The sequence below is a fragment of the Acinetobacter sp. NBRC 100985 genome (genome assembly GCF_000241225.1).
GTDB classification, from domain to species: Bacteria; Pseudomonadota; Gammaproteobacteria; order Pseudomonadales; family Moraxellaceae; genus Acinetobacter; species Acinetobacter venetianus.
This window is the reverse complement of sequence record NZ_BAEB01000019.1, coordinates 107536-126875: the sequence shown is the minus strand read 5'-3', so window position 1 is coordinate 126875 and position 19340 is coordinate 107536. Positions and strand designations below refer to the sequence as shown.

Annotated in this window: 22 protein-coding genes; 14 read left to right on the top strand and 8 right to left on the bottom strand. The window is 35.7% G+C overall.

The genetic code is table 11. From position 1 onward, the window contains the following. Positions 1-55: 55 nt before the first annotated feature. The 9 genes from ACT4_RS06160 (at position 56) to ACT4_RS06125 (ending at position 7507) form a co-directional block, all read left to right on the top strand. Complete coding sequence (locus ACT4_RS06160; protein WP_007480727.1) at positions 56-946, top strand: metal-dependent hydrolase; 891 nt, start codon at positions 56-58, stop codon at positions 944-946. 176 nt (positions 947-1122) lie between these two features. Continuing rightward, positions 1123-1713, top strand: coding sequence for a LemA family protein (locus ACT4_RS06155; protein ID WP_004877820.1), 591 nt, complete (start codon positions 1123-1125; stop codon positions 1711-1713). A 37-nt stretch (positions 1714-1750) separates the two neighbouring features. Further along, positions 1751-2806, top strand: coding sequence for a YgcG family protein (locus ACT4_RS06150; RefSeq protein WP_007480725.1), 1056 nt, complete (start codon positions 1751-1753; stop codon positions 2804-2806). Then, positions 2800-3360, top strand: coding sequence for a TPM domain-containing protein (locus ACT4_RS06145; RefSeq protein WP_007480723.1), 561 nt, complete (start codon positions 2800-2802; stop codon positions 3358-3360). The genes ACT4_RS06150 and ACT4_RS06145 overlap by 7 nt, the downstream gene beginning before the upstream one ends. A 394-nt stretch (positions 3361-3754) precedes the next feature. Beyond that, entirely contained in the window at positions 3755-4213 is a 459-nt protein-coding gene (locus ACT4_RS06140; protein WP_374750074.1) for a pilin, read from the top strand. Between the two features lie 62 nt (positions 4214-4275). Then, the gene (locus tag ACT4_RS17490; RefSeq protein WP_007480718.1) at positions 4276-4794 is read left to right on the top strand and encodes a hypothetical protein; all 519 of its coding nucleotides are present in this window, start codon (positions 4276-4278) and stop codon (positions 4792-4794) included. Between the two features lie 29 nt (positions 4795-4823). Then, the gene (locus ACT4_RS06135; RefSeq protein ID WP_007480716.1) at positions 4824-6164 is read left to right on the top strand and encodes a hypothetical protein; all 1341 of its coding nucleotides are present in this window, start codon (positions 4824-4826) and stop codon (positions 6162-6164) included. 34 nt (positions 6165-6198) lie between these two features. Then, positions 6199-6936 carry a TfpX/TfpZ family type IV pilin accessory protein gene (gene tfpZ / locus ACT4_RS06130; protein WP_007480714.1) on the top strand — a complete coding sequence of 246 codons (738 nt, stop codon included), beginning with the start codon at positions 6199-6201 and terminating at the stop codon, positions 6934-6936. 133 nt (positions 6937-7069) lie between these two features. Then, entirely contained in the window at positions 7070-7507 is a 438-nt protein-coding gene (locus tag ACT4_RS06125) for a pilin (protein ID WP_004877810.1), read from the top strand. A 246-nt stretch (positions 7508-7753) separates the two neighbouring features. Here the strand turns inward: ACT4_RS06125 and ACT4_RS06120 are convergent, their stop codons facing one another. Both ACT4_RS06120 and ACT4_RS06115 read right to left on the bottom strand, forming a co-directional pair. Further along, positions 7754-8152: a divergent PAP2 family protein gene (locus ACT4_RS06120; protein WP_007480711.1), complete on the bottom strand. Its 399-nt coding sequence runs from the start codon at positions 8150-8152 to the stop codon at positions 7754-7756. Between the two features lie 12 nt (positions 8153-8164). After that, positions 8165-9019, bottom strand: coding sequence for a decaprenyl-phosphate phosphoribosyltransferase (locus ACT4_RS06115; RefSeq protein ID WP_007480709.1), 855 nt, complete (start codon positions 9017-9019; stop codon positions 8165-8167). A 64-nt stretch (positions 9020-9083) separates the two neighbouring features. Here ACT4_RS06115 and ACT4_RS06110 point away from each other — a divergent pair, with 64 nt between their 5' ends. From ACT4_RS06110 to ACT4_RS06095, 4 genes are all read left to right on the top strand, one after another. Further along, positions 9084-9488 carry a GtrA family protein gene (locus tag ACT4_RS06110; RefSeq protein WP_007480707.1) on the top strand — a complete coding sequence of 135 codons (405 nt, stop codon included), beginning with the start codon at positions 9084-9086 and terminating at the stop codon, positions 9486-9488. Between the two features lie 3 nt (positions 9489-9491). Further along, on the top strand, positions 9492-10790 hold the full coding sequence (locus tag ACT4_RS06105) for an FAD-binding oxidoreductase (RefSeq protein ID WP_004877803.1): 1299 nt from the start codon (positions 9492-9494) through the stop codon (positions 10788-10790). A 4-nt stretch (positions 10791-10794) separates the two neighbouring features. Continuing rightward, entirely contained in the window at positions 10795-11544 is a 750-nt protein-coding gene (locus tag ACT4_RS06100; protein ID WP_004877800.1) for an SDR family NAD(P)-dependent oxidoreductase, read from the top strand. A gap of 77 nt (positions 11545-11621) precedes the next feature. After that, complete coding sequence (locus ACT4_RS06095; protein WP_007480704.1) at positions 11622-13256, top strand: PglL family O-oligosaccharyltransferase; 1635 nt, start codon at positions 11622-11624, stop codon at positions 13254-13256. 35 nt (positions 13257-13291) lie between these two features. Here the strand turns inward: ACT4_RS06095 and bfr are convergent, their stop codons facing one another. From bfr to gmk, 6 genes are all read right to left on the bottom strand, one after another. Next, positions 13292-13756, bottom strand: a complete 465-nt coding sequence (gene bfr, locus ACT4_RS06090) for a bacterioferritin (RefSeq protein WP_004877797.1) — start codon at positions 13754-13756, stop codon at positions 13292-13294. A gap of 242 nt (positions 13757-13998) precedes the next feature. Then, a complete protein-coding gene (locus ACT4_RS06085) occupies positions 13999-14193 on the bottom strand; it encodes a bacterioferritin-associated ferredoxin (RefSeq protein ID WP_004776027.1) in 195 nt (64 codons plus the stop codon). Between the two features lie 220 nt (positions 14194-14413). Continuing rightward, positions 14414-14794, bottom strand: a complete 381-nt coding sequence (locus ACT4_RS06080; RefSeq protein ID WP_004641286.1) for a RidA family protein — start codon at positions 14792-14794, stop codon at positions 14414-14416. A gap of 163 nt (positions 14795-14957) precedes the next feature. After that, positions 14958-17063 carry a bifunctional (p)ppGpp synthetase/guanosine-3',5'-bis(diphosphate) 3'-pyrophosphohydrolase gene (locus tag ACT4_RS06075; RefSeq protein WP_007480693.1) on the bottom strand — a complete coding sequence of 702 codons (2106 nt, stop codon included), beginning with the start codon at positions 17061-17063 and terminating at the stop codon, positions 14958-14960. A gap of 208 nt (positions 17064-17271) precedes the next feature. Further along, positions 17272-17550, bottom strand: coding sequence for a DNA-directed RNA polymerase subunit omega (rpoZ, locus tag ACT4_RS06070; RefSeq protein WP_004877793.1), 279 nt, complete (start codon positions 17548-17550; stop codon positions 17272-17274). Positions 17551-17619: 69 nt separating this feature from the next. Then, the gene (gene gmk / locus ACT4_RS06065; protein WP_007480690.1) at positions 17620-18243 is read right to left on the bottom strand and encodes a guanylate kinase; all 624 of its coding nucleotides are present in this window, start codon (positions 18241-18243) and stop codon (positions 17620-17622) included. Between the two features lie 102 nt (positions 18244-18345). Between gmk and ispH the strand changes: the two genes are divergently transcribed. Then, the gene (gene ispH / locus ACT4_RS06060; protein ID WP_007480688.1) at positions 18346-19296 is read left to right on the top strand and encodes a 4-hydroxy-3-methylbut-2-enyl diphosphate reductase; all 951 of its coding nucleotides are present in this window, start codon (positions 18346-18348) and stop codon (positions 19294-19296) included. The last annotated feature ends 44 nt before the right edge of the window (positions 19297-19340 follow it).

Below are 19340 nucleotides of genomic sequence, written 5' to 3'. Positions count from 1 at the left end.
TAATTTTCTAGCGCAATACTCGAAGACCAGTTGGGAAATTGTAAAGGCAATCAAGATGGCGCTTGCACATGCGAATGCAGAAAAAAACTATTTAAATCGCCCTAAAGCACTTGGCATTACTGTGCGACGTTTGCAATTTAATCCTGAAAAAATTAAACGGCATTATTTTGCTAATTCTCCATTAATGTCGCATTTACTGACTGCACTCTCCTCAACCTTTCCGATAGGCGAGCAATATTTTGTAAATAGTGTCCGAAATGTCCGTGAAAAAGTGCAAGACCCACAATTACAAGCCCAGATTGCAGCTTTTATCGGTCAGGAGGCGATGCATTCTAAAGCACATACTGAGTTTAACGATGCTTGGCGTAGTGATGGTTATAATCTTGACCGCTTTCAAGCTTGGTTAGCAAAGCGAGATGATGTCCTTCGCAAAATTCATCCTAAATTACAACTCGCATTGACCTGTGCTTTTGAGCATTTTACTGCGATGTTAGGTGGTTATATTTTGAAGCATCCAGAAATTTTAAGCACATTAGACGATGATGCGATGAAACTTTGGGTTTGGCATGCGATTGAGGAAATCGAGCATCGATCGGTCGCTTTTGATGTGTATCAAGAGGTTTATGGTGATGATCGAATTCGTCGTTTATTGATGCGAAGTGTGACTACAGGCTTTGCAAGCCTCACGTTCTATGCAACAACGCGTTTAATTTGGCAAGACAAATGGAAAAGCTTACCCAAAGTAGGTGGTAACGTATTTGGAATGTATTTACTTGGAAAAATGCTAATTCAACTCATTCCAGAATATCTTTCTTATTACCATGCAGACTTCCATCCAGCTAAACATGATTACAGCAAATTGGTTGAGTATTGGAAAGCAAGAATGGCGGATGAATACGGCATGATTAGCTTTCAAGAAGAAACAGCATCAAAAATTTATAGTTAATAATTATTAAAACATTAAATATTTGCTTAGCGTGGCATTACTTTGAGATTTCGAGTAATGCCATTTTTATTTAAACAGACATAAATCAACTTTAATAAATGTTACACAGCAAGCAAAAAATCACATTACAATGAATTATCGCAAAAATATAAAGAAAAACCTGAGGATAAATTTTGATGAAAGTAATTAAACAAACCGCAATTGCGACAGTATTGGCGAGTACACTCTTATTTACAGGATGTGGCTATAATACTTTGCAAGTGAAAGATGAAGCAGTCAATGCATCATGGTCAGAAGTACAAAACCAATACCAGCGTCGAGCAGACCTCGTTCCGAATTTAGTCAATGTCGTAAAAGGTTATGCAAAACATGAGGAGCAGGTACTTACGGAGGTGACACAAGCACGCTCAAATGTAGCTGGCTTGAAAGTGGATAAAGAAGTATTAGAAGATCCAGCACTATTCGAAAAATACCAGCAAGCGCAAAGCCAGCTCACAGGAGCATTATCGCGCTTAATTGCCGTTTCTGAAAACTATCCAGATTTAAAAGCCAATGAACAATTCCGTGATCTTCAAGCACAGCTCGAAGGCACAGAAAATAGAATTGCTGTTGCACGTAATCGTTATATTACGACAGTGCAAGACTACAATTCTTATGTACGTCAATTCCCGCAAGCAATGACTGCAAAAGTGATTGGCATGAAAACTAAGGAAAACTTTAAGGCTGAACAATCTGCTCAGCAAGCTCCAACTGTGTCATTTAACTAATTACTGATTGTTGAGTTAAATGCGGAGGAGAAAGCTGATGTTGAATGTGTTAAAGCAAAAATGGAAATCTATTTTAATTATCATTTTTATGATGCTTTGCTTTCAACATACAGCTTTGGCTGAGGTTGCCACAGCAACTGATCAAAGTGATTTGGTGGTTGCGGGCAAAATTATTCAGGAACAACATAAAAATAAAGCAGCATCATCGAGTACATCTGGTACTGAAACACCCATATTACCGAAAGTCGCCGATGATATGGCAGACGGTGAATCCATACGTGGATTACCGACATTAAACCGATCTGTTATTGATCAAGCAAAAGTATTAAGTGATGCTGAAATTCAGCAATTAGATCAGAAAATACTTAACCTATATCAACAAGGTAAAGCTCAGATCGGTGTGATCATTGTACCAACCACAGGACAAGAAGCTATTTTTGATTTTGCTTTGCGTACAGGCGAAAAATGGCAGTTAGGTTCAGCGAAGCGAGATAATGGCTTATTGATGGCAGTTGCGATCAATGATCGGAAAATCCAAATACTCACTGGTTATGGCTTAGAGGGCATACTGCCTGATGTGGTTTTAAGTCGTATTATCAGAAATCAAATTACACCGTATTTCAAACAAGGACAATATGCACAGGGTATTTCAGCCGGCTTGGATGAGATTACCCGCATTGTGAATTTAGATCCTGAGATTGCTCAGCAGGCAGCTCAAGAACTCAAAGAACGTCACGATCAAGCATTACAAGCACAGCAAGCAAAAGATAATACTTTAACGATGGCATTGTTTATCCTAATTGCTGGCGTTGTTGGATCGTTTATAGTGGGTAAGCGGCTGAGTGCTTCTACTGCTGCAGTGGCTGCAACCGTTGCTGGATTGGTCAATGGTGTAGGTTTTGTGATGAGTCTGTTGCTTGGTGTTGGTATTTTCTTTTTATTAATTACTTCTATTGCACAATTGATTTTTCAAGCATTTCTCTCTGGAGGTGGGCGTGGTGGCAGTGGAGGTGGTTTTGGTGGAGGCAGCGGCGGTGGTTATAGTGGTGGCGGTGGCAGTTTTGGCGGCGGAGGAGCATCAGGCTCATGGTAACAAAGACAGATACAACTCAAATCATTACTCAACCTATATTGGATGATCAGGTACAACACAGCTTAAAACGCTGGTTTAAGCATTTTCTCTATGTCTCTTCTGCACATCGATATTTCAATAAACAAGATCAAATAGAAATTGCAAATGCTGTACAGCAAGCTGAAAAAGGCCATGTGGGTGAAATTCAGGTGGTAATTGAAGGGCATATTCCTTGCTCGCAAGCGTACTATCAAAATACAAGGCTACGTGCACAACAGCTCTTTGCTGAGCTTGGTGTATGGGACACTGAGCTGAATAGTGGTGTTTTACTCTACTTAAATCTATGCGAGCGTAAGGTTGAAATTGTGATTGATCGAGGTCTCAAAAATGCAACTCAACCAGAGATATGGTGCGAAATCTGTCAAAGTATTGTGGGCCAGTTGGCTCAAAAGCAATACTTGTTTGCGGTTAAAAGTGGTGTAGAGGAAATTGGGCGAGTTCTAGATCAATATTACCTCGAGAATGATCTTGATGATCAAAATGAGTTACCAAATGCACCTATTATTCTGAATTGAGTGTTAGAGAGCATAGATTAAATACTTGCTTTAATTAAAAAGAAAATTTAATGTATAGAAAAGTCTGTATTGTGTTTATTGATCTTCCGATGGATGGCAAAAAAATTAAAAATATTTTTTGTGATTTATGTCGCTCAAATTTAACACTATTAGAGCATCATCAAGTTCATGGTTGTGGATTTTGAATAATAAATTGGTAAATATGACATTAATTGTCATATTTTTTCGCAAAGCGTCTAAAATGCTCTCATTTTATCCAAGATGAATTTTTTTTAAGTCCCTGTTTTTTTGAGTTAAAATTGGCTAAGCTAAGGACTGGCATAAAACATGCTGAATACAAGTAGCTAATAAAAGCTTATAAAAATTTATACATTGGAGAAATGTTATGAAATCAATGCAAAAGGGTTTTACTCTTATTGAATTAATGATCGTAGTTGCAATCATCGGTATCTTGGCTGCAATCGCGATTCCTGCTTATCAAGACTACATTACTCGTTCACAAGTATCTGAAGCTGTAACTTTAGGTGGTGGTCTTAAATCTCCATTATCTGAATATGGTGCTGATCGTAATGCATGGCCAACATTGGTAGGCGTAAATGCCACTGCTGGTTCAGGTCAGCTGAATGCTACACTTGTTGGGAAGTATTCAACTGTTTCTTCATCAATTACTGGTAATTATCCTACGGGCTCAATTACTGTAGCAATGACAACTGGTAAAGCTTCTGGTGGCAACTTAGTTTTAGCTACAATTAATGGTGGCTCTACTTGGGCGTGTGGTGCAACTACTGTTGATGGTGCAACTGGTTCTGCAACTATTGCAGCAAAATATTTACCAAATGCATGTAAGCCATAATTAAATATTAAGTTCAAAATAAGACCTTTAATAGGTCTTATTTTTTTAAGGTAAATAAATATATGTCTAATATGTTAAAAAGTTCTGCAGTTTTTGTTTTTATTTTTATCTTTTCGATTTTTTTGTATTATAGTTCATTAGCTGGAGATTATGTCTGGGATGATACGCTGCTATTTGTAAATAAAATAAATCTTGTAAATGAACCATTAACTTGGAGCTTGTTGTCAGAGCCAGTTCTACCTGGAACAACATATTTTAGACCATTTGTTTTTCTTTCTTGGTATACAGAGTTTTACCTATTTGGGCAAAATCCTTTTATTTCACATTGTGTTAACTTGTTGCTGTTGATTTTTAATACTTTTTTTGTTTTTATTCTTGCTTTAAATATAGCAAAACAGTTGGATATAAATAAAGGTTTTTTATTATCATTTCTTGCTTCTTTTCTTTATATGATTCACCCAGCAATAATTGAGTCTACTGCTTGGGTTTCTGGAAGATTTGATCAATTTGTAACATTTTTCACTTTAATTGGTTTAATTTTTTTGTTAAGAATTATTTTAATATCCAACAAAGAAAAATAACGGATTTTTTTGTTGGACTAAGTTTCTTCTTGGCTCTTTTAAGTAAAGAGTTAGGTGTTGTTTTTCCGATTTTACTTTTAGTTTTTTCTCTTATGTTGGAAGTCGATTTTAAAGATAGTTATATTTTTACTTTGAAAAAAATAATTAATAGAAATATAATCATTATAACAATTTTGATAATTTTCTTTTTATTTTATATGTTCTTGCGTATTAGCGCTATGCATAGTGTATACCATCAAGCAATAAATGAGAATTATTTTTATGAAGTTATTTTTAAAGATTTGACTCCATTATATGCTCTTAAGTTTTATATAAGTCAGTTTTTCTTACCATTTTATAATATTACTCCTTTGCATCCAATAGCTGAGTTTAACTTAAATAATATCATTAATAAAACTATTGTTTTATTATTTTTTTTGGGGGTGCTGTCTTTGATTTCTTATTTTATAATAAAGAAATCTAGATTAGTTTGGTTGTTTGTTGCAGCATTAATTACAATAATTTTAGTAATACATATAATCCCTTTGACGATTGCAAACAATCTTGGCCATGAAAGATTTATGACATTAGGGATCGCTTTTGGATGCATTGGGGTTGTATTTATGCCTTATGCTAGAGTGGCGGAAAGGTTAAAAATCAAACCTAAAATTGTAAACATTATTTTGATATCAGTTTTTGTTGTTTGGAGTCTACTTGCAATAATCACGGTAAAGAGTGTGACACCATTTTGGAGAACTGATTTTCAGCTATGGAGTTGGATGTACAAAATGCATCCGAATGATCCACTTAGTCGTTATAGTTATCTCTATGGAGCTATGTCATATCAGCAATATGATTTAGTCATTAAGTATTGTGAAGACTATATAAAAAAGCATGGGGCATTATCTGTAGCGGATCAATCTGTATATGCTTCAGCTTTGATGAATGTTAGAAATAAAGATAGTATCGGCTATTTTCAGGGAGTTATTTATGCATTACCTAAATTTCATGAAAAAAATGATAGATTCGGAGCAAATAGTTTTTTAATGACATCATTGCAGATGGGGGGGGTTTATAATAATTATGCAAATGCTTTAGTTTTATTTAACGGAGATGCAAAAGCGGCACTAGAGAATAGTAAGATTGCTGAATGGTATTTAACATATGATCAAATGCAACCTGTTTTCTATTATCGGGCTGCTTATCTATATATTTTAGGTAATTATGATGAGGCTTATCATCTGTATGATTTACAAGAGAATAAGAATAGTATGAGGAAGACCGTAGATAGATATTCGACTTATCAGATCATTAATACTTATTGTAACGAAAGTGGTGGAAAAAGTGAGCCATGCATTAAGTTGAAATCTGAAAGTAGATTTGTTAAATAATGAAGTTTCCATCTATATAGGATATAAAAGCAATATGGAACAGAAGGTTCTGATAAAAGAAAGATTTAAGGCTATGGGGTATCATTTTATATTTTCTATGCTACTGGGCCTTATTGCTTTATATTTAGTATTTTTTTTGTGGTACCCACATCCTTTGGATATAGCCATGGGCGTTACAAAAATATACTTAATTATGTTAGTTATAGATTTATTCCTTGGACCTATATTCACAGGTTTAATCCTTAAAAAAGATCGGAAAAAGTTTATTCTTGATCTATGTGTTATTTTGATTTTACAACTTTCAGCGTATGGATATGGCTTGTATACAATGAGTGTTGGGCGAGCAGCTTGGTTAGTGTTTGTTGTAGATGATTTAGAAATTGTAGCACCAATTGATGTTCAATCTAATAGTCAAAACCATATACATAAAAAGTTATTGTCTCACCCTGAATGGATTGCTGCTACGTACTCTACAAATGCTGAAGTTGCAAAGCAGCAAAAAGAAGATGAAATATTCAAAGGTATAAGCTTAGCAACAAGGCCTGAGGCTTTTAATCCAATAGCTGTTCAGTCAAATGATATTATTAGACGTTTGAAACCATTAAAAGATCTAAATAAATTCAATAGCCAAGAGGCTACTACAAAGGAATTATTGGATTATAAAACAGCATCTGGCTGGTTGCCTGTCAAAGCTTCAGAATTAGACATGGTTGCATTATTTAATTCTAAGGGAGAACCATTAGGTGTAATAAATTTAAGGCCTTGGAATTGATTTTTGTCGGCATAATGTGACGCCGAGCGTCAAATCATTTTTATTAATTTTTTATATCTGTTTGATTTTTATATGTTTATTTTTTGGCATGAATTTTGATTATATAACTAAAAGTTAAGTCGGAATTACTCAAATGAATAAATCAAATGGATTTACATTAATAGAATTAATGATTGTGGTGGCAATTATTGGTATTCTTGCTGCCATAGCTGTTCCAGCCTATCAGGATTATATGACCCGAGCGCAAGTTTCTGAAGCAATAATATTGGGTTCAGGTATGAAGTCTACACTGGGGGATTATGGATGGAATCATGCAGCATGGCCAACTCGATTAGTTGGTGTGAATGCGGTGCCGAGCAGCGGAGAAATTAATGTAAATTTAATTGGAAAGTATTCTAGTATGTCTTCTACGATTATCGGATCGTATCCTAGTGGTTATATTACAATGACAATGACTACAGGAGTAGCTAGTGGGCAAACGATTTTCTTTGAAACATCTGACGGGGCAGCAACTTGGACATGTACTCCAGGAACAATAGAAAAAAGATATAGACCTAATGCATGTAAGTAATTAAAACTTAGTTAAGCTGAATTTATGAAGATAGCTAATTTTCTATATTTATTTTATACTATCGAAATTGATATATTTAATAGGAATGAGTATATTTTCTAATTTTATTTTTGGTAAATATACTTCTGGAAGATAAGGAAAATAATTGGTTGAGCTTAGTTAAATATTTTAAGAAAGAATTAAAAGAATATTATTTAAAGAAAATGTTACGCTATCAGCCGTATACTTGATAAAAATAATAAAACTTTATGCTATAAATAGACCAGTGATCATTCCAATTGAAATTCCTGCTAATATCTCTAACTTAGTATGACCAATTCGCTCTCTTAATTTTATATTTCCATTACTATTTATTTCGTTTATTGCTTTTGCATGTTTGCCAATTTGTTGTCGTAGACTATTAGCATCAAGAATCACGATAAAAGCTAGTGTTAATGATACACCAAATGCTGAACTATCAATTCCTTCTTTGAATGCTATTAAGCTAACCATACTACTTACAATTGCACTGTGGTTACTAGGCATACCTCCGTAACCAATTAAATCAAAAGCTAGACGTTTTGACTTTATACTGTTAACTAAAAACTTCGTTAGCCCGCATATTAACCATGCTAAAAAAGGAGTAATTAAATATGAATAATCCATTATATAATTCCTTTATTTAGCAAGAAGTAACCCATAAATGCAAGTGATAATCCATAGACTTCCAGTTATTAATAGTTGCTTATCTGATAGGATTGCATCTGTTGGAGATTCGCCTTCATTATGTATATCAGTAATATACCAATAACGGAACATTCCAAAGATGACTAAGGGGATTGTAATTACCAATTTAGGTCGTTCAGACATAACGAAGATACTATAAAATAGAAGCGCACCAATTGCGGACATTTCTGCATAGCGATTTAATAAATACAGAGAGTAACTTTCTAAGGATTTTCTACTCGTTACGCCATGAGCTGTTAATTCTTGACGGCGTTTAATAGATGCTAAATATAAAGCCAAGCATAGTGTCGTAATAAACATCCAGCTTGATACAGGAACATTAATTGCAACGGCACCAGCATATACACGAAGTACAAAACCTATAGCTATAGTAAAAATGTCCAATACAGGTTGGTGCTTTAAATAGTGTGAATAGAGAAAGTTTAGAAGTAAATAACTTACAATAACAGCTAGTATAAGTGGAAAGAAAAAAGAAGAAATAGCTAAAAAGATATAAAAAGCAAACATTAGTATTTTAGCTTGTTTAGGTATCACTGCACCTGATGCTAATGGGCGTGTCTTACTTTTTTGGGGATGCAGTCGATCTTTTTCAATATCCTTTAAGTCATTTAGGATATAGGTTGCTGATGATGCAATACAGAAGAGAAGCATAGCTGTAAACGCTGAAATTATGCTATTAAAATCTGTAAATAAACCTGCGAAAAGAAGCGGAGCGAGTACGAATAAATTTTTGATCCATTGCTTAGGCCTACAAAGCTTAATAAGCCCCCAAAAAGTTGAAGACATTCGATGTTTTCCCCAAAAAATCCATGTAAAATTTATCAATTTATTTAGTAAGCAAGAAGTATAGATGAAACTTGTTATTTATTATAGTCTTTTTGCTTTCATTGCAATGATTGTTAATTTTTTAGTACAAGAGCTAACTTTAACAATTTATTTAGGAACTTATAGGTTATGGCTAAGTATCTTTTTAGGTACCATAGCAGGGCTTATCATCAAATTCTTTTTAGATAAACACTACATATTTAAATATTTAGTTAAATCGCATGGCCACAATTTTATACTTTTTTTTCTATATAGTGTTATGGGGTTAATTACAACTCTAATTTTTTGGGGCTTTGAACTTAGTTTTTATTACATTTGGGGAACTGATGTTATGAAATATGTAGGGGGGGGATTGGGATTGATATTAGGATACCTTTCGAAGTACTTTTTAGATAAAAAATATGTTTTTACGTCTAAAAGAGAGGGTTAAATAATGAAGTTATGGAGTTGGGGGAGATTGTATCCTAGCGACTGTCAAGTAAAGCTTGTGGATCGTTATGCATTAAAAAGAATATTCAAGAATAATAAAAAACTTTTAGTTCAAGGAAGTGCTCGTAGCTATGGAGATGTATGCTTAAATACTAACCAAGTAATTGTAAAAACTTCAATTCTAAATTTTTTTAGAAGCTTTGATCCTGCCAGTGGGATCTTGACCTGCGAGGCAGGCATTCTTTTAAAGGATATTCAGGATGTTTTTATATCAAAAGGATGGATGTTGCCAGTCACTCCTGGTACTCAATTAATTACCGTAGGTGGTGCGATAGCCAATGATGTACATGGTAAAAATCATCATATAAGAGGAAACTTTGGTCATCATGTATTGGAAATAGAGTTGTTGAGATCCTCTGGTGAGTTATTGATTTGTACTAGGCAAACAAATAAAGAGATTTTCTATGCAACTATAGGTGGTATAGGATTAACAGGGATTATTGTTTCTGCAAAAATTAGACTCATGCCAGTGGTTTCCCCTTATCTCAATGTTGAATACAAATCATTTAAGGGAGTAACTGAGTTTCTAAATTTAAATAAAGAATCTGCAGATGATTGGGAGTATACAGTTTCTTGGATTGACTGTCTTAGTGGAAAAAATTTTAGAGGAGTTTTTATTAGAGCAAACCATCTTGAGACATCTAAACCATGTATTGCTAATAAAAGTGACCCCAAAAAGATCCCATTTTTGCCACCTATCTCATTAATTAATAAAGCATCTTTGAAACTATTCAACCAATTTTATTATTTTGTAAATGCAAAGAAACAAGGTGGTAGTTATTTGCAGCACTTTTATGATTTCCAGTATCCGTTAGACAATATTGAAAACTGGAACGTGTTATATGGAAGAAAGGGTTTTTATCAATATCAGTGTGTTATCCCACTTGGGGCGGCGGCATGTGCGATTGAAGAAATTTTGGAATTATTACAAGTAGCACAACAAGGTTCCTTTTTGGTGGTTCTTAAGGTATTTGGTAATGTTAGAAGTGAGGGGTTGTTGAGTTTTCCAATTGAAGGTATCACTTTGGCATTGGATTTTCCAAATCTAGGTACGAAAACTTTAGAATTATTCGATTTATTAGATAAGGTTGTATTGAAAGCTGGAGGTCGATTGTATTTAGCTAAGGATGCTAGAATGAGCAAAGAGCTATTTGAAAAGATGTATCCAGAAGCAACTGAATTTAAAAAACTAAGAGATCCAGCATTAAGTTCTGATATGGCATTAAGGTTATTTGGGGAGTAAATGGATGAAAACTGTTTTGATTGTTGGGGCGACGTCCTCGATTGCTCAAGCTTGTATTAGGCAATGGTGTGTTCTAGAAGAGTCTCTAGAATTTATATTAATTTCTAGAAATGCTTTAAAGTCAAAGGATTTGTGTAATGACTTACATGTTCGTTATCCTAATATTGTGCTGCATCAAATTAGTTTGGATTTTGGTCAGTTGGAGAAGTTTAAGCAAATTTTGGTAAATGAATTTGAGAGGACAAAAATTGATATTGCTTTGATTGTGCAGGGTCATATGTATCACGATGAGAGTAACTTGACACCTGATCAAATAATTGATTTGATCGATATTAACTGCGGATCTGTGGCGCTGTGTTTAGATACTATTTATAACAGAATGGCACTTCAAAATAGCGGGAAAATTGGTGTTTTTAGCTCTGTGGCTGGTGATCGTGGGCGTAAAGCAAATTATTTATATGGTGCAACAAAGGCATTTATTTCAACCTATACTGAAGGACTTCAACACAAGATTGCATTGTTAAAACAAGATATTAGCATCAGTCTTATAAAGCCTGGCCCGACAGCAACGTCAATGACTCAGCATTTGGTAAATCAAGGAGAAAAATTAGCTTCTGTGGATGATGTTGCAAAGATGATAGTTGTGGGTGTCGAAAAAGAGAAAAGTATAATCTATGCCCCTAAGATATGGAGAACTATAATGTTTATTATAAAAAAGTTGCCTTTTTTCATTTTTAAAAGATTAGATATCTAAAGATTTTTTTCGACTAAGAGCAATTTAGTCAGTTTATTTGTATATTATTCAGAGAATATTTCAGTTTCTATCACGATATGCAAATTTTGTGTCTGTTATTAACAGCATTGCTGCTGGGTTTTGCTTGGCTCTCGCCATTTCACACTTATCCTTGGGTGACGTTCTCGAGTGAGTTGGCGAGTTTTGGCGCTAGTCTGGCACTAATTAATATATTTCTTAATAAAAATATAAAAATTGCTCGCCCTCAAATTCTGATGCTGGTGCTTACTTTTATCCCTTTAGTTCAATGTGGCTTCGGGTTAATTACTGATTTTAGTGTTGCATTCTTAAGCTTTTCATATCTGTTTATGTTTTGGCTGATGATCGTTATTGGATATAACTTATCTTTACAGTCAGAACAGCGTGAAAGAATCATGCTCGGTGCAAGCTATTTATTGTTTAGCATATCTTTTATAAGTTCCATTATGGCGATCTTGCAATGGTTAAACCTTGAAAGCTATTTCGATGTAGTAATGGGGTTGAGAGGGAGTCGCCCTTATGCAAATTTTGGCCAGCCTAATAATTTAGCTACTTTTTTAATTGTAGGCTTAATGGGAGCCTTGTACTTATATGAAAAGAGAAAACTGACATTATGGCTGCTCATCCCAATAAGTAGCATCATTCTTTTTGCAACTGTTCTCACTCAATCTAGAACATCTTGGATTGTATGTATCTTCTTTTTCTTTTATTGGATTTATAAACAATACCGAAATTCACCACGATTTAATTTTCCTAAATTATTGCTATGGACAGCTTTTTATTTCGTCTTGGCTGCATATGTGTTGCCTTTATTTACACAGATTTTGACTTCAAGTATTGATACTGGCGTTACGCAGACAGCGTCAATTGCTCAACGCGCTGGTTCTGGGCATGAACGTTTAGGGATGTGGATGCAAATTCTGCACGCGATTGCTGAGAGGCCTTTATTGGGCTATGGTTGGAACCAAACAAGTATAGCAGTAGTCGAAAGTATTCAATTTAATACCGTTCAAGTCTGGTTTAATAGTGCGCACAATGTTTTATTAGATCTGCTGGTATGGAATGGGGTGCCGCTTGGTCTTTTGATCATTACATATGTAGCATTGTGGCTGTTTTGGCTGAGTAAAAATGCAAAAGATATGACGTCTATCATTGCATTACTCATGGTAAGTGCAATCTTAATCCATGCTCTACTGGAATTTCCTCAGCGTTATGCTTATTTTTTATTACCTTTAGGTTTTCTATTAGGTTTGGTGCAAGCTCAAACACCAAATCTAAAAAGTATTGTGCTCAATCAAAATGTGATCCGTTGTATTGGGTTGATGGCGCTGGTTGTTTTTCTTTTGATTTGGAGAGACTACAAGCTTTTCCAAGACAACAGTCGACTGGTCTTTAAAGGTAAGCAGCCAACAGAAGAAATTTTGGGTAGTTCAAAAATCTTGATTCTGACACAGTTTCACAAACGATTAGATTGGATTGCTTTGAATCCTAAAACTAAAATGTCGGAACATGACTTGAGTCTACTGGGTGAAATGGTAAAAAATAAAGCGACTCCATACAACCTGAAGAAGTATGCTCAACTCCTTGCATATAATCAGAAAGCTGAAGAGGCTGAGCGATATTTATTGGTCTTACAGCGGTTATATAAGCAGAAAATTAGTTTAGCGGAAATTGTTGAATTAAATAGTCGCTAGAAATAAAAAAGCCCTTTCAAAAAAGGGCTTTTTTATTAAATTTGGCTTTGGATGTAGTTTTCAATACCAACATTCTCAATAAGATCTAATTGAGTGTCTAACCAATCCCAGTATTCTTCTTCTTTCTCTAGAATTTCTTGAACTAAATCGCGAGTTACATAGTCTTGTTGTGTTTCTGATAGTTCAACAGCTTGCTTTAATGCCTCTATATTCTCTTTTACTTTGCGAATATCACAATTTAAAACTTCTTCAGTGTGTTGTCCTATGTAGAGCTTACCTAAATGCTGTAGGTTTGGTAGTCCTTCTAAGAAGAGAATACGTTCAATAATTTTATCCGCGTGTTTCATTTGGCGAATAGACTCTTTGTATTCCGCAGAACCTAATTGTTCAATTCCCCAGTCATTAAACATGCGTGAGTGTAAGAAGTATTGGTTAATTGCAGTTAAATGGTGATAAAGCACCTGATTCAGTTGATTAATAACTTCACGATTGCCTTTCATTACACTTACTCCATATCCACCAAATGATGCCTTATTCACTAAGACAATTTATATTATCTTAATCAACAAATTATAATCTTGCGAGTAATTTATAGAACGGCAAATGAAAATCACAATCAGAAAGATGAAGACTGGAGAGTAATTGATGGAGTGGTTTTAATGATCATAAAAAAACCGCTTCACTGTAGAACCTAAGATCTATTGAAAGCGGTGGAGTCGTAACAGTGTAGAGAAATATTCGGTTAAGCTGCGATTGATATGCGAGCAGCAATTTCAGCTAATTCATCGCTAATAATTGCGCGTGCTTCTGGAGCACAACGACCACAGCATGTTCCTAAGTCGAGTAAGTCGCGAATTTCACGATAGCTCTCAGCGCCATTTGCAACAGCGTCTTTGATATCTTGATCTGTAATTCCACGGCATAAACACACGTACATGGGAGTGATCTACAAATATAAATGCGATAATTGATATTATTGATAATTGTTATCGTTTGTCAATGAATTTCATTCCAATAGCTGACTTATTCTTATTGAGAATTTGGATAAAAAAATACCTCTTGAGTGGAAATCCGAGTTATCGTTGGATTTTTGTTCAGGAGGTACTGGTATTTTATAAATAGGTTTTGAATTTATATATTTGGTTTTAAATGATAAATTATGGAATGATAACGATACCATCCATTTCTACCAAAGCGCCTTTAGGCAAGCTTGCAACACCAAGAGCAGCTCGAGCAGGGTAAGGTTGCGCAAAGTATTCGCCCATAATTTGGTTAACAAGCTGGAAATGAGATAAGTCTGTAAGAAAAATATTGAGCTTAGCAATGTCCGCTAGACTGCCACCTGCGGCAGTACATACAGCTTTGAGGTTATCAAATACACGACGAATCTGTGCTTCAATCCCATCAACAAGTTCCATACTATAAGGATCTAAGCCGATTTGGCCAGAAAGGTAGAGCGTGTTGCCAACTAAAATTGCTTGTGAATAAGTTCCAATAGCAGCAGGGGCGTGTTCAGTATGAATGACTTGACGTGACATTAAGCTCTCCTATGTCCTTTTTATCTCGAAACAAAGAGACTTTAACACAAAAGTGTTATCACGGAACTGTTGAATACTGTTTAGTCGCTCTTGATTTAAGTTAATTTTAAAAATTATACATTTGATATAAAAGTGATAAATCTCTAAACAATAGGCAGTGTTATCAGGCTTTGGCGACATCTGCTTGCACAATTGGCATATTGAGACGTTCGATTCGCGGAAAACCAAAATGCATACGTAAATCACGAATGATTTGAGCGATTTGATTTCGATTGCTCACAACAATATTGACATAGGTTTTTTGATCTTGGGATTCGACCATTTCGACACCAGTCTTTGCTTTACGGCACTGGTAAATTAAATCTGATATTTGTTCATCATTCATTGCCATATGAATGCACAGATATGCACTGAAACGTACATCATCGACTTCTTCTGCTTGCCAGTGCAGTGGCATTATATTTTCAGGATGAAGATGTTGTTCATGCAATAAGTTGCGGCAACGTGAGCGATGTACTATTAATCCACGCCGAGAAAGATGTCCTTGGATTGGATCACCTAAGACTGGATTACAACAATGTGCATATTTTACATCTACACCATCTGTACCTAAAATCAAACGCTCAGATGTCTCGTGATGATTTGAATGATAATCTTGTGCAAACAGATGGTTAGCAACGAGTTGAGGTAATAAATCGCCCACTGCAATTTGCTCGAATAAGGTATCTTTACTACTTAAATGACGCCATTCAAGGACATTGATCCAGTCATTTGGTGAGAGATCATTAATGGAACGATTAAATAATTTTAAAGCTCGATTCAATGCTTGTTGGCCGACTAATCGTTGCTCTTCAATATCTTGATCTCGCAGCATATTTTGTAATGCGCGTCGTGCTTTTTGCGTATTGATAAAGCTCAGCCAATCTGGGTTAGGTGTGGCGAGAACATCTGTAATAATCTCAACCACTTGTCCACTGTGTAGTGGTGTTGAAAGTGGGCGAATCTCACCATCAATTTTTGCACCGACAGCATGATTACCTAGAAATAGGCTTGCCGAATATGCGAAATCTACAACTGTTGCACCTTGGGGTAACTCATGAAGTTGACCATGTGGTGTATAAACCCAAATCTTCTCTTGGTGTAAATAATCTAATAGATCGCTAAAGGTGGTTTTTGCACAATGACTATCAATTAGAGTGTTTAAATTCTGCATTGAGGCTTGAATCGCTGATCGACAAGCTTGAGGTGCATTTTCACCAAGTACCACGCCAAAACGAGCGGCTTTTCGCATTAGTTCTGTTTGGATAGTGAGAGAAAGTGTGGTTTTCTCACCTTTTAATTTGATCATTAATGATTGATTGCCACCTGGTAGGGGGCGACGAATATAATCTTTATATTGTAATACTTGAAAATTAGCTTTAAGTGCTTCAACTAAACGGTCACAGTCAGCAATGCTTTGCAGAATAATTTCGAAAGCATGACTATGGCTGAGTTCGTTTAAATCAATTTCATTTTTCACAAAGTGGCGCAGCAATTCAATATTGTTATTTTTCTTTTTAATGCGACCTTTAATATCGTAAGTATCGAGTAAGTCTGAGAGTTTCTGCTCCCAAACAGCTTGGTACTCACAGCGTTTAGGTTTAGTTTCTAACAATGCTGACTGAACATCATTAAACATATCTAAATCAAGATTCTGATAGCAAAGATGTTCTAAATTATCGGCCATCTCATTCATACCAACAAGACGAGCCATTGGCACAAAAATATCAAATGTTTCTTGGGCGATGCGCGCACGTTTATCTGGGCGCAATGCATCAAGCGTCGTCATATTGTGATAGCGATCTGCTAATTTAATAATAATGACACGCGGATCTTGTAGGGTCGCTTGAAGAATTTTTCGAAATGAAGCTGCTTTGTTATATTCCTTATCACTTGAATGGCTAAGTTTAGTTACACCATCAACAAGTTCAGCAACGACAATTCCAAATTTTTGCCCGATTTCATCTTTGGTAAATTCGGTATCTTCGATCACATCATGTAATAAAGCAGCCATAAGTGTATCAGCATCGAGACGCATATGGGCCAAGATACAACTGACAGCAATAGGGTGTAATACATACGGTTCACCACTTTTACGGGTAATGCCACTATGTGCCAGATCAGCGAAATCGCAGGCAGCAAGCACTTGTTGAACGTCACTATCTTTTAGATAGGCATCAACGATAACTTTAAGTTGTTGCTTGGCTTGGCTGACCTCTTCGCCTGGCATAAAAACACCTTTTATAACATGAATTCAGTAATGAGTAGCTTAACTTCTAATGAAAAGCATATTGATAAACTTGTCAATTTGTTCGTTATGAAAAATCGTAAATTTTTTCAATGAAGTATATTGTTTTTACCAATATAAGCCCGAATTTTTCAATAAACAAAAAAGCCCAGTGTCTTCACAATGGGCTTCTAAGTAAAGGTTGTTTTACTTAAAAAGTAAAGCCTTCTAAATTTAGAGAGTTTGTAGACAATACCATATCAAGGTTTGAAGTTTGGTAGTCTTGATCGCGTTGTTTCAAAATATCTTTAGTAACATGACCCACTGCGATTTCACGTAATGCAACTACGGTTGGCTTGTCATTATCCCACTCAACAGTTGGTTCCATACCTTGACGTGCTAATTGACGTGCACGTTTACTCGCTACCAGTACTAACTCGAAGCGGTTATCTACATGGTCTAAACAATCTTCAACGGTTACACGTGCCATAAGTTGTCTCGTTTGAACATCACATTTGAAAGACTAAATAGTATAAAAGGCTTTTATCCAAGACTCAAGTTATTCGCGATTGAGGGTAATTAAGTTTTCGATCAGCTGTTGATGACGAGTGCTTTGTTGCAAGGTAACTAGACGGCTTGCAGTGATGATTGCTTCTAGATCATGTACCGCTTTGTTGAAATCATCATTGATGATCACATAATCAAAATTAGAAAAATGACGCATATCTTCCACTGCACAACTAAGGCGATGTTCAATAACATCCACTGAATCTGTGCCACGATTAGATAGACGTTGTCTTAAATCATATTGTGTTGGTGGGAGGATAAAAATTTGTTTTGATTCAGGAAAAAGTCTGCGAACTTGCTCTGCACCTTGCCAATCAATCTCTAATAAAACGTCATGACCTTGTTGAAGCTGTTCTTTTACTTTAGCTTGCGATGTACCGTAGTAATTTCCAAATACTTCTGCGTATTCGATAAAACCACCTTGTTCAACTTGAGCTAAAAATGTTTCTTTGCTGGTAAAATGATAATGAACACCATCGAGTTCACCAGGACGTTGATCGCGTGTTGTATGTGAGACAGAAACGTGTAAATTGCTGACTCGATCGAGTAGGGCTTTAACCAAAGATGTTTTGCCTGTTCCTGAGGCAGCAGAAACGACAAACAATAGACCCGACATGATATTTTTCCTGATATGATAAAATATCTTGGCTATTGTAGTGTAGCGCACCATTAAACGAAATAGTTTGGTGTAAATATTCAGATCATGAGAGAGGATGTTATGGAAATCGTGTTGGCCAATCCAAGAGGTTTTTGTGCTGGTGTTGACCGTGCTATAGCGATCGTCAATCGAGCATTGGAATGTTTTAATCCACCGATTTATGTTCGGCATGAGGTGGTTCACAATAAGTTTGTAGTTGATGACTTACGTCAGCGTGGTGCAGTTTTCGTTGATGAATTAGATCAAGTACCAGATGACTCTATTGTGATTTTTAGCGCACATGGTGTTTCTAAAGCGGTACAGCAAGAAGCAGAGCATCGTGGTTTAAAGGTTTTTGATGCAACATGCCCACTTGTGACGAAAGTACATATTGAGGTGACTAAATATGCTCGTGAAGGAACTGAAGCTATTCTGATTGGTCATGAAGGTCATCCTGAAGTTGAAGGGACAATGGGGCAGTATGATAAGTCTCAAGGTGGTCAGATTTATTTGGTTGAAGATGAGCAAGATGTTGATGAGTTAGTGATTAGACACCCTGAAAAGGTGGCTTTTGTTACCCAAACGACGCTTTCAATTGATGATACTGCAAAGGTTATTGATGCATTAAGGGCTAAATTTCCTAAGATTCAAGGACCACGCAAAGATGATATTTGCTATGCGACTCAAAATCGTCAAGATGCTGTGCGTGATTTGGCTGAACAATGTGATGTAGTGCTTGTCGTTGGCTCTCCAAACTCGTCTAATTCAAATCGTTTACGTGAACTTGCTGAGCGTATGGGGAAATCTGCATATTTAGTAGATAATGCCGATCAGCTTGAAAAAGTGTGGTTTCAGCAGGATAGTAAGATTGGTGTGACTGCTGGAGCATCAGCGCCTGAAATACTAATTAAACAAGTGATTCAGCGTTTACAAGACTGGGGAGCAACTCCTCCAAAAGAGTTACAAGGTACAGAGGAAAATATTACTTTTAGTCTACCAAAAGAGTTGCGTATACAGGTGATACAAGCCTAATTTTTAAAGAAAAATGTGAACTTGAAACGGATGGAGTGCACTCC

Coding starts and splice junctions, on each gene's coding strand:
- ACT4_RS06095 (WP_007480704.1), top strand. CDS start 11,622: ATGCAAATTTTGTGTCTGTTATTAACAGCATTGCTGCTGGGTTTTGCT.
- ACT4_RS06085 (WP_004776027.1), bottom strand. CDS start 14,193: ATGTACGTGTGTTTATGCCGTGGAATTACAGATCAAGATATCAAAGAC.
- ACT4_RS06160 (WP_007480727.1), top strand. CDS start 56: ATGGCGCTTGCACATGCGAATGCAGAAAAAAACTATTTAAATCGCCCT.
- ACT4_RS06120 (WP_007480711.1), bottom strand. CDS start 8,152: ATGGATTATTCATATTTAATTACTCCTTTTTTAGCATGGTTAATATGC.
- bfr (WP_004877797.1), bottom strand. CDS start 13,756: ATGAAAGGCAATCGTGAAGTTATTAATCAACTGAATCAGGTGCTTTAT.
- ispH (WP_007480688.1), top strand. CDS start 18,346: ATGGAAATCGTGTTGGCCAATCCAAGAGGTTTTTGTGCTGGTGTTGAC.
- ACT4_RS06115 (WP_007480709.1), bottom strand. CDS start 9,019: ATGTCTTCAACTTTTTGGGGGCTTATTAAGCTTTGTAGGCCTAAGCAA.
- ACT4_RS06075 (WP_007480693.1), bottom strand. CDS start 17,063: ATGCCAGGCGAAGAGGTCAGCCAAGCCAAGCAACAACTTAAAGTTATC.
- ACT4_RS06140 (WP_374750074.1), top strand. CDS start 3,755: ATGCAAAAGGGTTTTACTCTTATTGAATTAATGATCGTAGTTGCAATC.
- gmk (WP_007480690.1), bottom strand. CDS start 18,243: ATGTCGGGTCTATTGTTTGTCGTTTCTGCTGCCTCAGGAACAGGCAAA.
- ACT4_RS17490 (WP_007480718.1), top strand. CDS start 4,276: ATGTCTAATATGTTAAAAAGTTCTGCAGTTTTTGTTTTTATTTTTATC.
- ACT4_RS06105 (WP_004877803.1), top strand. CDS start 9,492: ATGAAGTTATGGAGTTGGGGGAGATTGTATCCTAGCGACTGTCAAGTA.
- ACT4_RS06145 (WP_007480723.1), top strand. CDS start 2,800: ATGGTAACAAAGACAGATACAACTCAAATCATTACTCAACCTATATTG.
- ACT4_RS06150 (WP_007480725.1), top strand. CDS start 1,751: ATGTTGAATGTGTTAAAGCAAAAATGGAAATCTATTTTAATTATCATT.
- rpoZ (WP_004877793.1), bottom strand. CDS start 17,550: ATGGCACGTGTAACCGTTGAAGATTGTTTAGACCATGTAGATAACCGC.
- ACT4_RS06110 (WP_007480707.1), top strand. CDS start 9,084: ATGAAACTTGTTATTTATTATAGTCTTTTTGCTTTCATTGCAATGATT.
- ACT4_RS06080 (WP_004641286.1), bottom strand. CDS start 14,794: ATGTCACGTCAAGTCATTCATACTGAACACGCCCCTGCTGCTATTGGA.
- ACT4_RS06125 (WP_004877810.1), top strand. CDS start 7,070: ATGAATAAATCAAATGGATTTACATTAATAGAATTAATGATTGTGGTG.
- tfpZ (WP_007480714.1), top strand. CDS start 6,199: ATGGAACAGAAGGTTCTGATAAAAGAAAGATTTAAGGCTATGGGGTAT.
- ACT4_RS06100 (WP_004877800.1), top strand. CDS start 10,795: ATGAAAACTGTTTTGATTGTTGGGGCGACGTCCTCGATTGCTCAAGCT.
- ACT4_RS06155 (WP_004877820.1), top strand. CDS start 1,123: ATGAAAGTAATTAAACAAACCGCAATTGCGACAGTATTGGCGAGTACA.